This is a genomic window from Vibrio sp. Vb0304, assembly GCF_033338995.1.
Taxonomy (GTDB): domain Bacteria; phylum Pseudomonadota; class Gammaproteobacteria; order Enterobacterales; family Vibrionaceae; genus Vibrio; species Vibrio alginolyticus.
The window spans coordinates 1097184-1116032 of record NZ_JAWOTT010000001.1; the positions used below are offsets into that span (position 1 = coordinate 1097184).

An 18849-nucleotide genomic window follows, 5' to 3' on the forward strand; every position below is an offset into this window, starting at 1 on the left:
TCTCGTGCCACAGCTAAGAATTCTGTAAATTCCTTGTCATAAACTGAAACAGTTTCTTTCTTTTTTACATAACATTCGGAGATCCCTATGTTAGAGCTCTTAATTGGCTTAGTGGTTACCATTGCGGTGGGTTACTTTATTGTCAAAGGCTATAAAGCTGCGGGCGTGTTACTGACCGCTGGTATTGCTTTACTTCTTATGACTGGCGTTTTGGGGCACGACGTGCTGCCGTCAAAAATCACCTCAACTGGTAACATGGTGACAGATGCGCTTGAATACGTGAAATACATGCTTCAATACCGCGGTGGCGGTCTTGGTATGCAAATCATGCTGCTTTGTGGTTTTGCGTCATACATGACTCATATCGGCGCGAACAACGTGGTAGTGAAACAGTTCTCTAAACCGCTTTCTGTCATCAAGTCTCCTTACGTCCTTTTGGTAGCGGCTTACATTGTGGCGTGTTTAATGTCTCTTGCGGTAAGTTCTGCAACAGGCCTTGGCGTACTATTAATGGCGACATTATTCCCAATGATGGTCGCGATGGGCATTTCTCGTCCAGCAGCCGTTGCAGTGTGTGCCTCTCCAGCGGCAATCATCCTTTCTCCTACTTCTGGTGATGTTGTTATCGCAGCAGAAAAGTCTGGTTTAGAGCTTGATGTGTTTGCGGTACAAACTGTGTTGCCTGTTTCTATTTGCGCAATCATCGTCATGGCAGCGGCAGCGTTCTTCTGGAACAAATACTTAGATAAGAAAGAAAATACACCAATGGAAAAAATTGATGTATCAGAGATCAAAGCTGACGCACCAGCGTTTTATGCAGCTCTTCCATTTCTACCTATCATCGGCGTTTTCCTATTCAACGGTCGTACCATTCCAGGACTTAGTCTAGACATCTACACTATTGTGGTTGGTTCGATTTTCCTTGGAGCTCTGATCCATTATGTTGTAAATAAGTTCGATGGTAAAAAATCACTAGAAGATTTAGATTCTTGCTACGCAGGCATGGCTGACGCGTTCAAAGGCGTTGTGATGCTTTTGGTTGCCGCAGGGGTTTTTGCACAAGGTCTGATGTCTATCGGTGCTATCGATAACCTACTTCATCTAGCAGATAATGCTGGTGCAGGCGGCGTTGCTTTAATGCTTATTCTAACTGCATTGACAGTTGCAGCAGCAATTGCAACGGGTTCGGGTAACGCGCCTTTCTATGCGTTCGTGGAGTTAGCACCATCTTTGGCTGCTAAAATGGGATTAAACCCTGCTTTCCTAATTATCCCGATGCTTCAAGCATCAAACCTAGGCCGTACTATCTCACCAGTATCTGGCGTAATCGTTGCGACATCAGGTATGGCAAACATCAGCCCGTTTGAGGTTGTAAAACGCACATCCGTTCCAGTTCTAGCAGGCCTTATCACGGTGATTATTGGTACTATGGTGCTTGTTCCAATGAGTGCCTAACGGTATTGCCACGATCAAACTAAAAGCAATATCCGAACAAAATTACGTTTAATTAAAAACGCCAGCAAATGTGCTGGCGTTTTTTTTATTCTAATGTGTTGATTTACGCTGACTTAAATCGGTCAGGAATCTTAGTGATGCTCTCTCTGTAGCTAAACCATAAGTAGGTAACGGCAAGCGAAAAGAATAAATATGAAAGTGCGAATACGATTGGAGACGTGATTAATTCCGCGGACATTCCCCACATCACACCGACTACGGTTATCGTCAACTTAGAAAGCATACCGCAAATGAGTAGGAATAAAGCAAGCTGTGGAAAGCGCGAGCTGCGAAATGCGAAGAAATAACAGCTACCTACCGCTAAAGAAGCAATAGATAAGCCCAACATAAATGAATGGATGTGGTCTGCTGATGCGATACCAGCGGATACCGAAGCCATGAGTAATAGGAACAGTTTCATAAGTCACCTCACAACAAATCTAAAAAGCATCCCTTCATAAATGAAAACTCATTTTTCACTATATTCTGCGCCTAAAATCAGCAATTACAAGTTACTTTTTTGCTCACTTAATGAACATAAAAGCTAATCAGCTTCAATTATTACAAAAGGTTAACAATGAAAAATTAAGAAACCCTTTGCATCTGATACTTACGACAGTTAGATGATAAATTCGCCATTTTTGTTACAGATGGTTAACATGGAAACATTTTGAAATTTTTTATTTGAAATGTGAACTGTGCACTCAACAGCGTAAAACCTCTCTGTCTTGACTCATCATTCGTTATTAGCGAACAAAAAATATCACTTTTTTACAACGTTCTTACTACATACAAAACCATGAATTCACATCCACTTTTAATGTTGCAAATTATTTTATCAGTAACCGTAAAAAGAGATTCCAATCACATATTTATTGGTTATAATCCGCGCTCATTGCGTTAAACGTTGAAAAACGCAAACTAATTTTGAGAAAAAACATCTTTAAACCAACCTTCTTTGCGGCATTGCCAATAAGAGGAAAAACTGAGAATAAAAATGAGCAAGATTGATAAAGCTATGCGCATCCTGTTAGCAGGGTTCTGTATCAACCTTTGTCTTGGCATCCTGTATGCTTGGAGTGTATTCAACAAGGCACTGGTAACTGAATCAGGCTGGAGTGCTGCAGAAGCTTCTGCACCTTACGCAACTGCAACCATCACTTTCTCTATCTGTCTTCTTATTGCAGGTATTCTTCAAGACCGCATGGGCCCTCGAATGATCCTTATCCTAGGTACTGTTCTTACAGGTCTGGGCATGATCGCGTCTGGCTTTGTTGACACTCCACTCATGCTGAACATTACCTTCGGTGTGATCACAGGTGCAGGTATCGGTTTTGGTTACGCATGCCTATCACCTTCTGCGATGAAGTGGTTCCACGCTTCGAAGAAAGGTATGGTTAACGGCATTATTGCGGCAGGTTTTGGTCTAGCGGCTATTTACCTTGCGCCAGTAACTTCTGCGCTAATAGACAGCATGGGCATTCAAACTAGCTTTATGGTTCTTGGTGTTGGTATCCTAGCGATTGCGGTTCCTCTTGCAGCAACCATCAACAACCCACCAGCAGACTACACACCTGCGGAGCCTAAAGTAAAAGAAGGCCAAGCACCTAAAGCGGTGAAAAAGTCAGATGACTTAACTTGGAAAGCAATGTTGAAAACGCCACAGTTCTACTCTCTATGGATCATGTACGCGTTTGCAGCTTCTGTTGGTCTAATGATCATTGGTAACATCACGACAATCGCAAGCGTTCAAGCAAACTTGCCAAACGCGGTTTACCTAGCGTCTATTCTTGCTGTATTTAACTCTGGCGGTCGTGTTGCCGCGGGTATGCTTGCAGATAAAATCGGCGGTGTTCGTACGCTTCTACTCGCGTTCGTTCTACAAGGCGTAAACATGGTGCTGTTCGCGACGTTCGACTCTGAGTTTACACTGATCATCGGTACAGCAATCGCAGCGGTAGGTTACGGCACACTTCTAGCGGTATTCCCTACTCTAACGGCTGAGTTCTACGGTCTGAAAAACTACGGCACTAACTACGGTGTGCTTTACACAGCATGGGGTATCGGTGGTGCAATCGGCGCAGCGGTTGTTGGTTTCTCGATGACAAATGGCGACGGCTACACCTTGGCTTACACAATTTCTTCGGCAATGATGGCAGTATGTATCGTACTTGCGTTCATCACTAAGCCATTGTCTGATGCGAAAGTAGCACAGCTAAAAAACGCATAATTGCGAATTGATTTGATAGCAAAAAGGCTTAACCTATGGGTTAAGCCTTTTTTGTTATCGGTCGTTTATGGAAAGCCCTATCGAACTTGCACCAGACTACTATCTAGAGAACTTCTTTAAGCTGACTCATCACGCAGTAACTTGGTACAGCGATTTACTGACCAAGGAAGAACACGCATGGCTTTGCTCGTTTGATTCTTTGAGCAAACACGCCCAGTGCCTTTTGGTACGTTTATACAGCCGAAAGGGATGTTGGTTTCGAAGTGATAAACTGAGTTATCAAGAAATACCTTCTATCAATGAAGCGCTGGCGGAATTGAGTCAACATGAGTTTGTAGCCCTTTCCCCACCCCTTTCTCATCAAGAGTTAGCGGCCAATTTACTGACCAAACCAGAAATCTCTGCGCTTTATCCCGAACTGCCGAAATCACTCAAGAAAGACGCCCTTGTCGAACGTTTGAGTAATGCGGAATTTGATCGTATAGAGAAGCTTGAGTTTACGATCGTCAAACTCAATTCAGCTCATATGATCGACGTGTTGCTCACTCTGTTTTTTGCCAACACCCATCAAGACTTAAGTCAGTTTGTGCTTGATGACTTAGGTTTGCATCAGTTCGAGCAATATCAATTGAGTAAAGTGCGCCGTTTCTTTGATTCACGTGAGCAAATAGACCGTTTAATTGAACTGAGCCAGTTGGCCAACCTGTACTGGCAATTTGACCGAAAAGACAAAGCCAATCTCGACTTATTAATTGAGGCAATGCCTCAGCCCGTTAAACACCGTTACGTAGATCGTAAACGCGAGCACATGTTGAATGACATAGCACGTGATTACGAACGGCTTAATGATCTAGAGACCGCCCTGTCTCTATTTGGCCAAACTCAACTCACACCGAGCCGAGAACGACGCGCACGTATCTATGACAAATTAAACCATGATGATTTATTTGGTGACATTGTCACAGATATGCTTAACTCACCGATCGATGTGTCTGAGCTCGAAGTTGCACAAAAACTTGAGCAACGGTTAAAACGAAAACAAGGCGAGAAAGTGCCAAGAGTGACGAAGCCAACCTGTACGGAATACCGCCTTGAACTGGATTTATCTCAACAGAGAGTCGAACTCGCCAGCAAAGCGTATTTTGAGTCCTTAGGCTGGACTGTATTTTACGCCGAAAATGCACTGCTTAATGCATTACTTGGTCTCACTTTTTGGGATGCGATTTTCGCTCCCATCGAAGGCGCATTCATCAATGCCTATCAACATCGTCCTCTGGATTTGTACCATTCTGATTTTGTTACCAAACGCCAAGCTTTGATAGATGCGACGTTTGATATGTTGGAAACGGGCAATACTTATACGTTGTTAACTAGATACGATGAGAAGTTTGGTATCAGCAATCCATTTGTGCATTGGAGCTTAATAAGTAAAGAGCTACTCGAAATGGCACTCGATACAATCCCAACTAACATGTTGATGGCGCTATTTAAAATACAATTGAGTGACCTAAAGCTTTACCGCAATGGGATGCCTGATCTGATTGCTTTTAAAGGAAACGAGTTCGAATGGATTGAAGTAAAAGGGCCAGGCGATAAACTCCAGGATAACCAATGGCGTTGGATCAAAGAGTTTACTCGCCTTAATGTCCCGTTTGCGGTGTGTTACGTCGCAGCAACTTAACTTACTCTATATAAAGAGCTTGGTGTTTGTTCACTCAAACCGCCCCTCGGTTATCGCCCCTTGCTCTTTTTTCTAAACATTTTTTCGTTTCTTCACGATCGCTTCACGCTTCTTCACACAAAATGCGCTTCTACTCACTAAGTTGATTTGAAGAGGCAAAATAAAATGAACAAAACACTTCTTGCGTTACTTGTTACCTGCTCAGTTTCGGTATCTGCGGCTCCTTATGTAGGTCTGGAATATGGACTAGGCACCACTGACCATGACTTGGAACCTCACTTTTCAGCTGAAAATGTAACACTTAACCCAGAACTTGAGGATGGTATTTTCTCAGGATTTATCGGTTACTCGTTTAATGACAATTGGGCAATTGAGCTAGGTTACAGCCAGTTTGACCTTGATGACGGCCGTTCTAAGGACCTTGGTATCAAGACAATTGATGGCAAAGATTACAATCATGAAATGGATTGGGATTCCTCTATCACAGCCAAACAAGTCTCGCTAGCACCAGTGTTTAGCTATGCATTAAGTGACAAATGGACAACAAAATTCAAAGCGGGTTTAACTTACACACAATACGACGCCAAGGTTGCTCAACATCAAGAATATGAGCTTGTCGTGAATGACGATGTGGAAATAAGCAACACGCTTTTCCATAGCTCAGAGAAAAACAACGAGTTAGGCGCAATGTTCTCTGTGGGCGCGGAATACCAAGTGTTGCCAAAGCTCACCATTGGCGCAAACGCAAAATACCAACTAGACAGCTACGCAAACACTGCATCCTTTAATGTAGGCACAACTTATTACTTCTAATATCAGGAGAGGATAATGAAAAGAGTATTGTTAACATCCATGCTTGCCCTACTTTCAAGCTCGGTTTTCGCCGCGTTTAATGGTCCAGAAGTCAGTGCAATCAATACGGTGAAAGAGGCGCGCAACGCAACCGACGACAGCGCTGTAGTGCTAACCGGGCATATTGTTCAATCATTTGGTAACGAGACTTACTTGTTCAAAGACAACACTGGTGAGATCGAAGTAGAGATCGACAACGAAGATTGGATGGGTCAAGAAGTGACACCAAAAGATACCGTAATGATTCGAGGAGAGGTTGATTCAGATTGGACAACTACGCAAATAGACGTTGAGACCATTCAAAAACGTTAAGAAGTTGACTAATACCTCAACACAAATAACACAGCCACATTTTAGTGGCTGTGTTACGCAATAATCATGGAAAACGCTCGTTTAGCTAGTCAAGCAAGGGCAATCTTGCGGTACGACTAATCGTATACTCTTAGGCTGAACATCAAATCTAATGGTTCTCGAATGATAAGGTTCTCCATCTAAATTAAGAGGCAATGGATTCGGAAAATCTATCTCCAACCAGCTTGCTTTAGTGTACTTCACAAACTCTCCTTTCTCACTCGGGTTATTGATCTCGTCGATTACTTTAGGCAGCTCATGAGGTAAAAATGGGCGCACCAATGTTAGATCCATCATCCCATCATTAATCATCGCTTTTGGAGCTAACTCTTGCCCACCTCCAGCAAGGCGCCCATTACAAAACGCACCGAGCAACATTTCTCCCTGATACGCGCCACCTTCAATCTTTATTGTTCCGTCATATGGTTTAAAGCCAAGTGCTTTTATAACACCAGTTAACGTGTAAGCTCCGCCGCCAAGAAAGTTTTTGAGTTCAACAGGCGTTTCTGCTGTAACTTCTGCACCAAACCCTGCTGTTGCCACGTTAATAAAGCAGCGATCGTTCGCTTTGACGCAATCGACCAAAGCGGACTGCCCCTCAACAGCAAGAGATAAAGACGCCTTAATGGAATTAGGTACTTGAATAGCGGTAGCAAAGTCATTGGCGGTACCAAGGGGAATAATGGCTAACTCAGGGCGTTTTTCTTTGTCAATTTGAATAATCGCAGAAGCCGCCTCATTGACGGTCCCATCGCCACCAGCGACAACAATACGTTCAATGCCTTCATCAACCGCTTCTTTAACTAGCCGCGGCATGTCTTGAGATTCCCACGTCACACGCACCTGTACGTCGATGCCTTTTTCTCTCATTTTCATGATTGCATCTCTTAACTCTGGATTCCCAGCTTTTTTTCCGTTAAGGATGGCACGTATTGTCTTTTTCATTGCACTTCCTATTGGTTGATGACTTTTCCTGCTTGCTTAATCTGTGAACGTAACCACTGATGGGCGCTGTCGTTTGTGCGACTAGGATGCCAGATTGTACAAAGCTCATACATTTGTTCATCAAATGGCATTGATAAAGATTTAACATGATAGGTGTTATTGAACAAGTTGATCATCGACTCTGGCATTAAACCAATGTATTCACTACCACAAATAATTGGGAGCATTTCTAGTACGCCTGAGGCTCGATACTTAATCTTTCTCTTATCCAAGTCGACAATGTCATCGGCGTTTAACAAGCTCTTACGACTCTGCCACTGCGAAACCACTACGTGTTCTTCTTCAAAAAATTGTTCAGCCGTAATCTCGTCATTCAGGCGTGGATGCGCTTCGCTACATACCACCACCAAACGCTCCGTAAGTACAGTTTCCAGTTTTAACACCGTTCTTGCTCTTGGTGTGATATCAATGATCAAATCGTATCGTTGTAACCGCAGATCACTTTCAAAATCTTCCGTAAAAAGCGGATGTACTTCTAATGCAACATTTGGCGCCGACACACGGATTTGTTTCATGACTTGAGGTAGCAACTCAAAGCTTGCAACGGACACACAGGCAATAGAAAACACTCTATTCGACACTTTAGGGTCAAACTCACTAGAGGCCGATAATGTCGAAGTGAAATTTTGTACTGAAGCTAGAAGAGCAGGATAAATATCCATCGCAAACGAGGTAGGCTCGAGACCTTTAACGCAACGATGAAACAATGGGTCATCGTAGATATCACGTAGCCTTGCTAGCGCTTTACTCACCGCAGGCTGGGTGATGTTTAAACGCGCCGCCGCCCCAGACAAGTTACGCTCTTCATAGATGGCAGTGAAAATGGGAATAAGATTAAGGTCGGTCGGTTTCATGCTATTAAATTTTTCAAAAGTCACTTTCTCTATTTTAATCTAACAGCATGATCCTTCACGTAGCCAAGTGCAATAAATGGGCGGTATCGCTTGTTTTAATGAGTTTTAACTCAATTTTGACGCACTTCATTCACCACATAAACTGGCACCATAGTGCAACGTAAAGCTTGACTTAGGCTTTGCCTAGGTAAGGGGTAAGAAACTCGCTGACTTCCTCGCCGCACAAACCCGTTTCTACCTCTATACCTGCTTGTTTTAGAATCTCGATACCTCGACCACTGTTGCGCGGGTCGGGGTCCAATATGGCTACGACGACTTTGCTTATGCCGGATTTGACTAATGTCACCGCGCAAGCTGGCGTGCGACCAACAAACGAACACGGTTCCAGCGTAACGTATGCCGTCACCGATTCTAACGAGCCTTGATACGCATTCAGCGCTTCCACTTCCGCGTGATTGCCACCAATCGCTTGAGTATGACCTTCAGAAACGATTTGATTGTCTTTCACTAACACGCAGCCAACCGGCGGGTTGGGTTGACATTCAGGAAGCGCATTTTTGGACACTTCCAATGCGCGGCGCATAAACTCTTGGCTCATTTGAACTCTATTCTCTAATAAAAACGAGGCGCTATATTAGCGCCCCGTTTTATTCATTGCCATCTCTTCCAATGACTTTGTCCAGTTCTGGTAACGCTCGCGGAATACGGAATTTAAAGCGTTTTTGTTTGGTCTGGACTTTGCGCCACATCGACTTCAGTAAATGAGCGCTATTTTCACCATTTTGCATTCGCGACGCACTTTTTTGCCACGATTCACTCGTATCGGCTTTGGTCATTTCTAGCTCGGCCGTATTTAAACGCAATTGTTTGTACAATATGGTCCTTGCTTCAGACCAACGTTTAGCCTTTAACAAACGGTGGAACGTCAGCCATGCTGGTGTCGGTCTGTTGCGGTAGTAACGTTTAATGGCTACCAATGAAATAATCACAAAACCCAGAAATACAAGCGTGGATACAATCCATGCAAAGTACGTTTTGATGAAGGATTTCAACGTGTGCTTCGCAGCAAATGTTTTGCCCTCTAACACCACCGTTTCCACTTGTTGAGTCTTACTGTTCCACCAACGGAACTCATAATCTGGCAGGGTTAATTCACCACCTTGTTGAATCACGTACACACTCTCTTCTGTGCGTGTTGACTGGTAGTCACCACGTGTTTGCGTATCTGTCAAACGGTGCGGTTGAGGATACGCTTGGTAACGGGTTGTTGATTCTCCTTTCAACAAGTCTGGTAGCAACACAGATAGCGAATCATGAGCCAAAATGGTGATTTTACGCGTGATTGCATCCCCAACTTTGAGTGACTCAGTGGAGGTTTCCCACTCTTGTTTTACGTCTACGTGCGTTGCAGAAAACCAAGGCGTATCACCGCTCAACAATCCCGATGGCAAGACAGTTTTGAACTTAATCGGCTGCGTATAAAGTGTGCCTGACACCTTCTCGCCATCCGGCGCCGACACCTGAACGCCCACAGCGACAGGTGGAATCACAAAATCACCAGATGCTTGTGGATACAAAGTCACTTCCCAGCGTTGACGCGACCAAGTTTGTCCCTCTTTTTGCTCAGTAAAGTTGGTTGCTAGTTGATTACGCTGTTTGGCGATAACATTGGGTATTTCAATATTGCCAATTCTCGTACCACCCGTAAACCAACGCGGCGTTGCCACTTCGATGGTTAAAATAACTTGCTCATTGACGCTAAAACTTGGTGTTTTACGCTTCTCTCCAGCCGTTGGTTGTTTACCAACCCACGCTTGTAACTCAACACCATGCTCTCGTTGAACGTCACGAATATCTTGAGCCAACACACTACTGCTCAGGAGGAAACCGAAACAGATAACTAACCACAAGGGTAAAGCAAAGGGCGTAAAACGGTGGCTTTTCATCATTGCACCGCCTCCTCTGTATTTTCGTTCGCAGTAGAAGTTGATTCTCCGGTTTCTATTGAACGCAATTGAATCTGAAACTTCGCATTTAAGAAGTATTTAGGATCCGCTTCGACTCGCTTTAACCATTTGTCGGCTAATTCTTGGCTACCTAAGATGTCGTCTGCACTTAACGTCTCTTTAATCATCAACTCCGCTGACGTTTTTTCATCCGCCCCTTCTGCGGTTTGAGGGTTATCGCCTAGCTCGGTTGATGCTTCTTGCTCCGTTCCTGCCTGACTCTCACTCATCCGGTTGATGTCCTCTACAATACCACCAATCACTTTCAAGTTATGCTCAACATCCGGTCTTAGCCTCTCGCTTAATGTTGGCTTGTTGGCTAGGGATTTTAACAAGTCACGTGCAGCCAAATATTCACGCTGACGCGCCAATGCACTCGCCGCATTATAAAGACCGTAATCTCGAACCTCTTCGGACGGGTCGTTTTGCATTTCCAAAAACGCACTGTGGGCGAGTTCAAACTCGCTAGCGTAGTAGTACGCCGTCCCTTTGCGTAATGGATCGACAAAGTGTTTCGCGGCTTCTAAATACGCTTGTTGGTTGAACAAACGCTGTCCTTGTTGATCTGGCGTTAGCCACAAATCCCACCACCATTGCGTCACCTTGTCGAAAGCCGTCACTTTTTGCACAACTTGTGGCTGCTCGGCTTTAACTGAAATGTTCTCGGCCAATGCACTTGTTGGCATCAATAACGTGCCGCTCACCATTACAATCACGCACCACTGCACTAACCACCCTTTTCTAAACCACAGCATCATGATCAGCGCGATTGGGAACAGAAGTTGATACCCCATGTCTTTCCAAGGCATTGAAGATTCGCCATTAAGCTGCATATTGCGCTCAACGTATCGATTCAGTTGCTCGATATCACTATTATCGACGGTCACTTCCACCAATCGACCGTTAGTCTGACTAGCCAGTTTTTGTAGAGAATCCAAATCCATTGGGTTGTTACTCACAATGTCAGCATTCCCTGCCGCAAGAATTAACAGTTGATAAGGTTTGCCCGAGAAATACGCTTGGTATTGCTCAATCGTGGCTGGATTAACGCCATCACTCACCAACAGAACAGTGGAGCCTGGTTGACCTTGCAATTGTTGGTCAATTAACGGCAATGCTTTTTCGGCAAGCTTACCTTGCACGGGCATAATTTCTGGCGTAATGGCCGCCAAAAACGGGTCAAATACTTTGCTGTCTTGAGTTATAGGCATCGCGACATGAGCACTGCCCGCGAACACGACTAAACCCGTTTTTCCGCCTTTTCGCGCGGCTAGCAAATCGCGTATTTTCTGTTTGGAACGCTCAAGGCGGCTTGGTGGGAGATCTTTTTGCAGCATCGATTCGCTGTTATCAAGCACCACCAGCAGAGAGGCTTTATCTTCGCCAAAGGGGGAAGATTCACGTTGCCACGTTGGGCCTGCACAAATCACAATGGCGATGAACACAATCAGCATCAAGAGCTTAAGCGGCAGTTGCTTACGCCAACCTCGCTCACCTATCGTCAAAGCATTGCGTAAATGTTCGGGCAGAATATCCTTCCAGCTTGGCTTGCTTTCTTCTCGCCAGCGTAACCACACCAAGAAAAACATGGGGACCAAAGCCAGTAACCACAGTGGTCGAATAAAATGAAACTGCGTAAAGAATTGCGTCCAACTAAGAGAATCAAACATCGCTCTCTCCTAATGATGATCGTGTAACAGCCCTTCTTTTGAGTGTTGCGACGCTGAACGCGAGCAAATGCATGATGACCACTAACGCCATCAAGTAATGATGAAGGCTTTGTTTTGGGCGGTATGTAGTGCTTTCGTAAAGTTGAGGTTCCAGTTTGCCAATTTCGTCGTAGGCAGCCGATAGTTCATCACGGTTGAGTGCTTCAAACGCTTCACCGCCGGATTCTTTCGCAATGCGATGAATTGTGTCCATATCCAACGCGGTTTCACCTATCGTTTCCGGATCACCCATCGCAATCACGTGCACTCTCACGCCTTTGGCTTTCGCAACTTTCGCCGCATCAATCGGTTCAACAAAACTGCCCGTGTCGTTACCATCGGTTAATACAATCGCGACTTTTTCACGGTTTTGGTCTTGTTCTAAAGCACCACGCGACTTATCGCTTTGCTCAAAAACTTTAATCGCTAAGCCAATCGCATCACCAAGATGGGTACTCTGCCCTGCCATTGCCACATCGGTTTGGTTAAGCAGTTCGAGCCACACTTTTTGGTCTGCGGTAAATGGCGTTTGCACGAAAGCAGCATCACCAAAAAGCACCAAGCCTAATCGGTCACCTTTACGAGACTGAACAAACTCCGACAGCACTTCTTTTGCCGCATCAAGACGAGAAATTTTTTCGCCTGTACGTGAGGTGAAATCTGGCTCGGCCATGGAGCCCGAAAGATCCACCACCACCATCACATCGCGACCTAAACTCTCGCGAACTTGAGGCTCGCCTAACACGGTGGGTTTTGCCATCGCACACACCACCAAAAGCCATGAGAGAATTAACGTTGCTCGTTGCCACCAACTCGGGGTCAACTGGCTTGCACCTTCTGATGGCGTCTCGCCAATCGCTTCCACCAGCTGACTAAAAAACGGCACTTTGATCGCCATTTGCTTAGTGCGATATGCAGGCACCAAGTAGTACACCACCAACGGCAAGGGCAAAACCAGAAACCACATTGGGTGAGCAAATTCAAAACCAGACAAACCAGTTATCGATGCAAGAAGATCATTCATGTTGACCTCCCTGATGTGATTTGCGTTTCAATCGTGGTGATTTCTTTGCCGCGCTTTTTTGAGCATCACCACGGTGTTCACTCACCCAGTTTTTCGCACGAGCAATTAGCGTTAGACGATCTTCGTTGGTTAGCATAACGCTTGGGTCGACAATACTTTGTAGCCAGCGCTTTGAAAGCTCATCGTTAAAGACCACAAGCGAGTTTGCTTGAGAATCTTCGGTTTGCGGATACAGCGCATCGAGCTTGCGCAGAAAGGCGGTATCAAACAATTTCGCGTTGCGGCTATCAATATGAATCAGCACTACTTTAAGCACAGAGAACAATACTTTTGGCATGTCTTTGTCGCTCGATTTGATTTGCGAAATCGCCAGTAGAGCTTCTTTTCGGTAACGATTATGCCACCATTGCCGAGCCAATCGATATACGACATACACCAATGCAATGAGCACAACCGCCGCTAAAATTTTCCAGCCAATAGTTTGCGGGTACCAACTCACGCTGGGTGGTACAGCCACATCATGCAGCTCTCTGAGTATGTAGGTACTCGGAGGCGTAGGAAGATCACTCATTTAACGCCCTCCTACCAGTTTTTGGAATTGTTTAATGTGCTCACCTGTCGTATCGAGTTCGATGTGCGGAAGGTGTTTCATCGCCATAAGTTGAGAGAGTGATTGACGCTGTAAGCTAGTTCGAGCCTCAAGCTTTGCGCTCGCAGCTTCTACCTTTGCTTTGCTGTCTAAATTGAGTTGATACTGCCCATCACCAACCACCCATTTCGATTTTGCCAAATCGTCTGGTAACGTTTGTTCTAATGGGTCACTAACCATCACTGCGAGAACATCATTGTGCTGTTGCAGCTGTTTAAGGTGATCAAGATGGTGCTCCTCGCAGTCGCTCCAGTCGCTGATAAAAATCAAAGTGGATTGCTTGAGCTTCATGCGTTTAATAAGCTCAATCCATTGACTGAACGTTACTTTTTCGGAATTGCGGGAGTCCACATTGAGCGATTGATTGGCTTTAGCGAGACGTTTAAGTTGCGCCAGAAGATCGTTTTGCGAACGCTGTGCCTTGCTGTGAAACAACGCCTGCTGGGATGCGATGACAAAACCGACTCGGTCGCCATCTTTTAATACTCGCCACCCACACATCGCTGCGATCTCTGCCGCGACAACTGATTTCATTACTTGCGTCGAAGCAAAAAACATTGTGCTTCTCTGGTCGACACACACGATTACGTTGCGATCTTTTTCTTCTGTATAGCTGCGCACGTGCGGCTTACCTGTACGCATCGTAACTTTCCAATCAAGGTTACGAATATCGTCACCCAATTGGTAATGGCGCAGCTCTTCGAAGTTCAATCCACGACCGCGAAACAACGAATTGTGTCGGCCAGAGAGTACGCTACCCGCTTTTAGATGAGGAAGTAAACTGAACGATTCTGCTTGTGCTTGCAGACATACTAAACGAGCATAATCGCAGTACAAACGGGGATCCATCCCCTGTGATGTTGGCGCAAGAGTTGGCTTAGCCATAATGCCTCCCACTTACCCAATTTCTACACAATCTAGCAGCTCTTGTACGACTCGTTGATGATCGACCCCATCTGCCAGTGCATCGTAGGTCAAAGAAAAACGGTGGCCCAATACAGACGGAACCATGGCACGCACATCGTCAGGAGTAACGTGGTCACGTCCTTGCATCCACGCATACGCACGAGCGCATTTGTCGAGTGCGATGGAAGCACGAGGACTAGAGCCAATCTCAATCCATTTTGCTAAGTTTGAATCGGCATAACGCTCTGGCTTACGAGTCGCCATCACTAACGCAACGATGTAGTTTTCCACTAGGTCTGATACCACGATGTTTGGTAACTGACGACGCGCTTCTAGCACCACGTCTGGCTCGATGTGTTTTGGCGTAATAATTTCGCTGCTGGTTTCCGCCCCCAATTCTTCACTGCGCACCAAACGAATGATGTCACGTTCGGCGTCATCTTCTGGATAATCGACGGTAACCTTCATGATAAAGCGGTCCATTTGCGCTTCTGGCAGCGGGTACGTGCCCTCTTGCTCTACAGGGTTTTGCGTTGCAAGCACCATAAATAAGTCTGGCAATACGTGAGTTTTATCGCCTACCGTGATTGTGCCTTCGGCCATGGCTTCAAGCAGTGCCGCTTGTACTTTGGCTGGTGCACGGTTGACCTCATCAGCAAGTACAATGCTGTTAAAAATTGGCCCTGGCTGAAAGTGTAGTTGCGGCTTGCCATCCAGCTCTTGATAAACCTCAGTGCCCGTCACATCAGATGGTAAAAGATCCGGCGTAAACTGGATTCGACCAAAACTGGTGTTTAACAAGTTCGCCAACGATTTTACGGAACGTGTTTTTGCCGTTCCCGGTAAACCTTCTAGCAGAATATGCCCATTTGTTAATAACCCGATGACTAAAGCTCGAACCACGTGGCTTTGTCCAATGACGCTTTTTTCTGTTTGTTCGATGAGTTCTTTTATCGCTTGTTGTGCGTGGTTCATAGGATACCTTTTCAATGGTTTAAGCCGTCTTTTCGATAGTTAAGTATAAGAACAAATGAAATAACTTAAGGTTATATTCACTATGTTATCTTTGCGGTTCTTGAGATTGGAGAAGTTGTGCAAGACCAACCAACATCGGTAACGCATAATCAAAGAACATTTTGACTCCCGAACACAAATAGTTTAGACCACTCTCACCATTCGGCGTTTTGATCAAACGGTTTTTTGGGCACTCACCCCAACAATAAGGCAAGTAAGGGCATTGCTTACAATACGTCGGCAATGAATCGCGTTTTGCCATGCCAAAAGTATATTGTCTTGTAGAGAAGGCCATTTCATTCAGTGAGTGTTCATGAATGTTGGCGAGTTTGTATTCTGGATACACATAGTGGTCGCAACTGAACACGTCGCCATTGTGCTCAATCGCCAACCCTTTGCCACAAAACTCCGCCGTCACGCAAAGCTGAGACGGTTTCCCCATTACTTGCGCCACCGCGGTTTCAAACAGATTAACCAGCACACGGCCAAGATCGTTATTCACCCACTCTTCAAAGGTCGCCATTAAAAAGCGTCCCCAGTCTTCAGGATCGACTGACCAATCCGTTACAATCGACATTGGATGCCCCGGTTTAGCCAGATCACTGCCTTTGGTTGGGATCATCTGTTCGTTCCAAAACTGCGGCGCGGTTGTTTGGAAGTTGTTGGCTTCTACCACCGGCGCAAACTGAATATAAGTCACACCCAATTCTTGGGTTAAAAATCGATATACTTCGAGCGGGTATTTCGCATTGTGACGATTCACCGTGACCAACGCGTTGAATTTCACGCCATGCGCTTTGAGCTTATCTACCGCTTTCATCACGAGATCAAACGTTGGCTTACCGCTGCGGGTTTTGCGATATTTGTCGTGCAGCTCTCGTGGTCCATCAATCGACAAGCCAACTAGGAAGTTGTGCTCTTTTAAAAACGCACACCACTCATCGTTTAGCAAAATGCCGTTGGTCTGAAGGTCGTTTTCAATGCGAACGCCTTTCGGCTGATATTTCTTTTGCAAAGCTACGACATTGCGGAAATAGTCCAACCCAAGCAGCGTCGGCTCCCCGCCCTGCCATGAGAATACAATTTCTTCGCCATCCTGACTTTCGATATAGCTTTTCACGAACGCTTCCAGTGTTGCGTCGTCCATTTTTGGCTGCTTTTCTTGGTGCAGTAGATTTTCTTTATGCAGATAAAAGCAGTACTGACAATCGATGTTGCACTTTGCTCCACCTGGCTTTGCCATCACATGGAATCGACGGTCATACGCGCCCAGAACAGGCGCTTTAGACGCCGTTTTAAGAGGAACAATAGGCATAGTAGTAGAATGGCGAGGGGAAATCTTACTCATACGTTTCTCACTATTACATATACCCAAATAACCTCGTGAGCGCTGTACAGCAAAAGTGAAGCTATTTGGGTATATAGCGCTCCAAAAAGCGCTATATAATCTTAATTTACTTAGAAGACTTAGGTACGAACGAACCTGCTTCCATACGAGGCGGGAATTCTTTGAATGTACCCATCACCTCTTTCACTGTATCCATTGCTGGCATCATTAAGAATGAACGCTCGTACATCCAACGAGAATAACCCATGCCTTGATCGCCTCGTTCAAATGGATCAATGCTCAAGTCAAAGATCAGTGGCACACGAAGTTTAGTGAACGGCTTACGCCATACATCCATACCCGTTTCATTCTCTTGAATCATAAAGTGGAACTTGTACTTTCCTTGGCGCAATGCCACAAGATCGCCGTCGTCGCTCCAGTAAACGAACTCATTTCGTGCGGATTTGTCTGACTTACCCGTTAAATATGGCAGTTGGTTGTAACCGTCTAGGTGAACTTTGTAGTCCATATCGCCAACTTTTTTGCCTTTTAGCAGTTCGTCTTTAACTTTGGTATCACCTGCCGCAGCAACTAGTGTCGGGAAAAAGTCCTCTAATGACATCATGCCGTTGAATGTTTTACCTGCCTCAATTTTTCCAGGCCATTTAATCAACATTGGCACACGGAAACTCCCTTCCCAGCCAGTGTTTTTCTCTGAGCGGAACGGTGTCATCCCTGCATCCGGCCACAAATCAACCATAGGGCCGTTGTCAGTGGTGTAAACAATGATTGTATTGTCATCCACACCTAACTCTTTGATCTTGTTAAGTAGCTGACCGATTTGGTCATCGTGCTGCTTAACACCATCCGCGTAGAAACCGGCACCTGTTTTACCTTGGTATTCTTCAGGAACATGTGTGAAGTTGTGCATGCGAGTGGTGTTAAACCAAGTAAAGAACGGCTTGTCCGCTTTTACTTGCTTTTCTATGAAGCTCTCTGCGGCATCAAGAAACTCACCATCAACATTTTCCATACGCTTACGCGTTAGTGGACCGGTATCTTCGATTTTGCCGTCAGCGTAAGAATGGATAACGCCACGAGGGCCAAATTTCTTCTTGAACTCCGGATCTTTAGGGTAATCCACGTTCTCTGGCTCTTCTTCTGCGTTCAAGTGGTATAGGTTGCCGAAGAATTCATCAAAACCGTGGTTGGTAGGAAGATGCTCGTCTCGGTCACCTAAATGGTTCTTACCAAATTGTCCGGTTGCGTAACCCATTTGTTTAAGCACGGTTGCAATCGTCGGATCTTTTTCCGAGATACCTTCCGGAGCGCCTGGTAAGCCCACTTTTGATAGACCTGTACGTTTTGGCATTTGACCAGTGATGAATGCAGAACGGCCTGCTGTCGAGCTTTGCTGTGCGTAGAAGTTAGTGAACTTCGCACCTTCTTTAGCAATGCTATCGATGTTTGGCGTGTTGTACGCCATCATGCCTTGGTTATAGGTACTAAGGTTCCAGTAACCAACATCATCACCAAAGATGACAAGAATGTTGGGTTTGTCCGCTGCATGTGCAACTGCAGATGCAGCGCCCAAAGCTAACGTACATGCGTTAAGTACGAGTTTTTTACTGCTCGTTTTGGTCGCATTTTTCATATTATCTCCAAGAGTTCGCTAGTGCGTAAAAAACGGTATTCGCTTTTCAATACCATTGTTGATATAAGATAAAGCACTAATTTCAGGCGATAA

At 45.2% G+C, this 18849-nt stretch carries 17 protein-coding genes; 5 read left to right on the forward strand and 12 right to left on the reverse strand.

The window, feature by feature from the left end:
* Positions 1–87: 87 nt before the first annotated feature.
* Positions 88–1455, forward strand: coding sequence for an anaerobic C4-dicarboxylate transporter DcuC (gene dcuC, locus R7P35_RS04870; RefSeq protein ID WP_005376528.1), 1368 nt, complete (start codon positions 88–90; stop codon positions 1453–1455).
* A gap of 103 nt (positions 1456–1558) precedes the next feature.
* On the opposite strand, the gene R7P35_RS04875 is transcribed toward dcuC, so the two are convergent.
* Positions 1559–1915: a hypothetical protein gene (locus tag R7P35_RS04875; RefSeq protein ID WP_005376535.1), complete on the reverse strand. Its 357-nt coding sequence runs from the start codon at positions 1913–1915 to the stop codon at positions 1559–1561.
* 576 nt (positions 1916–2491) lie between these two features.
* On the opposite strand from R7P35_RS04875, the gene R7P35_RS04880 reads away from it, so the two are divergent.
* The 4 genes from R7P35_RS04880 to R7P35_RS04895 all read left to right on the forward strand — a co-directional run bounded on the left by R7P35_RS04880 (position 2492) and on the right by R7P35_RS04895 (position 6569).
* Complete coding sequence (locus R7P35_RS04880) at positions 2492–3724, forward strand: OFA family MFS transporter (RefSeq protein ID WP_053303514.1); 1233 nt, start codon at positions 2492–2494, stop codon at positions 3722–3724.
* A gap of 67 nt (positions 3725–3791) precedes the next feature.
* Complete coding sequence (locus R7P35_RS04885; RefSeq protein ID WP_115386607.1) at positions 3792–5405, forward strand: VRR-NUC domain-containing protein; 1614 nt, start codon at positions 3792–3794, stop codon at positions 5403–5405.
* 165 nt (positions 5406–5570) lie between these two features.
* Complete coding sequence (locus R7P35_RS04890) at positions 5571–6218, forward strand: AcfA family outer membrane beta-barrel protein (RefSeq protein ID WP_025767850.1); 648 nt, start codon at positions 5571–5573, stop codon at positions 6216–6218.
* Between the two features lie 15 nt (positions 6219–6233).
* Complete coding sequence (locus R7P35_RS04895) at positions 6234–6569, forward strand: YgiW/YdeI family stress tolerance OB fold protein (protein WP_005376539.1); 336 nt, start codon at positions 6234–6236, stop codon at positions 6567–6569.
* A gap of 81 nt (positions 6570–6650) precedes the next feature.
* Here the strand turns inward: R7P35_RS04895 and yegS are convergent, their stop codons facing one another.
* The 11 genes from yegS to R7P35_RS04950 form a co-directional block, all read right to left on the reverse strand.
* On the reverse strand, positions 6651–7553 hold the full coding sequence (gene yegS / locus R7P35_RS04900) for a lipid kinase YegS (RefSeq protein ID WP_005376540.1): 903 nt from the start codon (positions 7551–7553) through the stop codon (positions 6651–6653).
* An 8-nt stretch (positions 7554–7561) separates the two neighbouring features.
* On the reverse strand, positions 7562–8467 hold the full coding sequence (locus R7P35_RS04905; RefSeq protein WP_318091760.1) for a LysR family transcriptional regulator: 906 nt from the start codon (positions 8465–8467) through the stop codon (positions 7562–7564).
* A 172-nt stretch (positions 8468–8639) separates the two neighbouring features.
* On the reverse strand, positions 8640–9065 hold the full coding sequence (locus R7P35_RS04910; protein ID WP_005376542.1) for a bifunctional diaminohydroxyphosphoribosylaminopyrimidine deaminase/5-amino-6-(5-phosphoribosylamino)uracil reductase RibD: 426 nt from the start codon (positions 9063–9065) through the stop codon (positions 8640–8642).
* Between the two features lie 49 nt (positions 9066–9114).
* Positions 9115–10416 carry a BatD family protein gene (locus R7P35_RS04915; RefSeq protein ID WP_025767853.1) on the reverse strand — a complete coding sequence of 434 codons (1302 nt, stop codon included), beginning with the start codon at positions 10414–10416 and terminating at the stop codon, positions 9115–9117.
* Positions 10413–12143 (reverse strand): vWA domain-containing protein, encoded by a 1731-nt coding sequence (locus R7P35_RS04920; RefSeq protein ID WP_213904456.1) that lies wholly within the window; start codon positions 12141–12143, stop codon positions 10413–10415. The genes R7P35_RS04915 and R7P35_RS04920 overlap by 4 nt, the downstream gene beginning before the upstream one ends.
* A complete protein-coding gene (locus tag R7P35_RS04925) occupies positions 12136–13206 on the reverse strand; it encodes a vWA domain-containing protein (protein WP_025767855.1) in 1071 nt (356 codons plus the stop codon). Before R7P35_RS04925 ends, R7P35_RS04920 begins: the two co-directional genes overlap by 8 nt.
* Positions 13199–13777, reverse strand: coding sequence for a DUF4381 domain-containing protein (locus R7P35_RS04930; RefSeq protein WP_318091762.1), 579 nt, complete (start codon positions 13775–13777; stop codon positions 13199–13201). The genes R7P35_RS04925 and R7P35_RS04930 overlap by 8 nt, the downstream gene beginning before the upstream one ends.
* Positions 13778–14740 (reverse strand): DUF58 domain-containing protein, encoded by a 963-nt coding sequence (locus R7P35_RS04935; protein WP_025767857.1) that lies wholly within the window; start codon positions 14738–14740, stop codon positions 13778–13780.
* Positions 14741–14752: 12 nt separating this feature from the next.
* Positions 14753–15736 carry an AAA family ATPase gene (locus R7P35_RS04940; protein WP_005376549.1) on the reverse strand — a complete coding sequence of 328 codons (984 nt, stop codon included), beginning with the start codon at positions 15734–15736 and terminating at the stop codon, positions 14753–14755.
* Between the two features lie 85 nt (positions 15737–15821).
* On the reverse strand, positions 15822–17123 hold the full coding sequence (locus tag R7P35_RS04945) for an anaerobic sulfatase maturase (RefSeq protein WP_025767858.1): 1302 nt from the start codon (positions 17121–17123) through the stop codon (positions 15822–15824).
* A 106-nt stretch (positions 17124–17229) separates the two neighbouring features.
* A complete protein-coding gene (locus tag R7P35_RS04950; protein ID WP_017635363.1) occupies positions 17230–18756 on the reverse strand; it encodes an arylsulfatase in 1527 nt (508 codons plus the stop codon).
* Positions 18757–18849 lie beyond the last annotated feature (93 nt).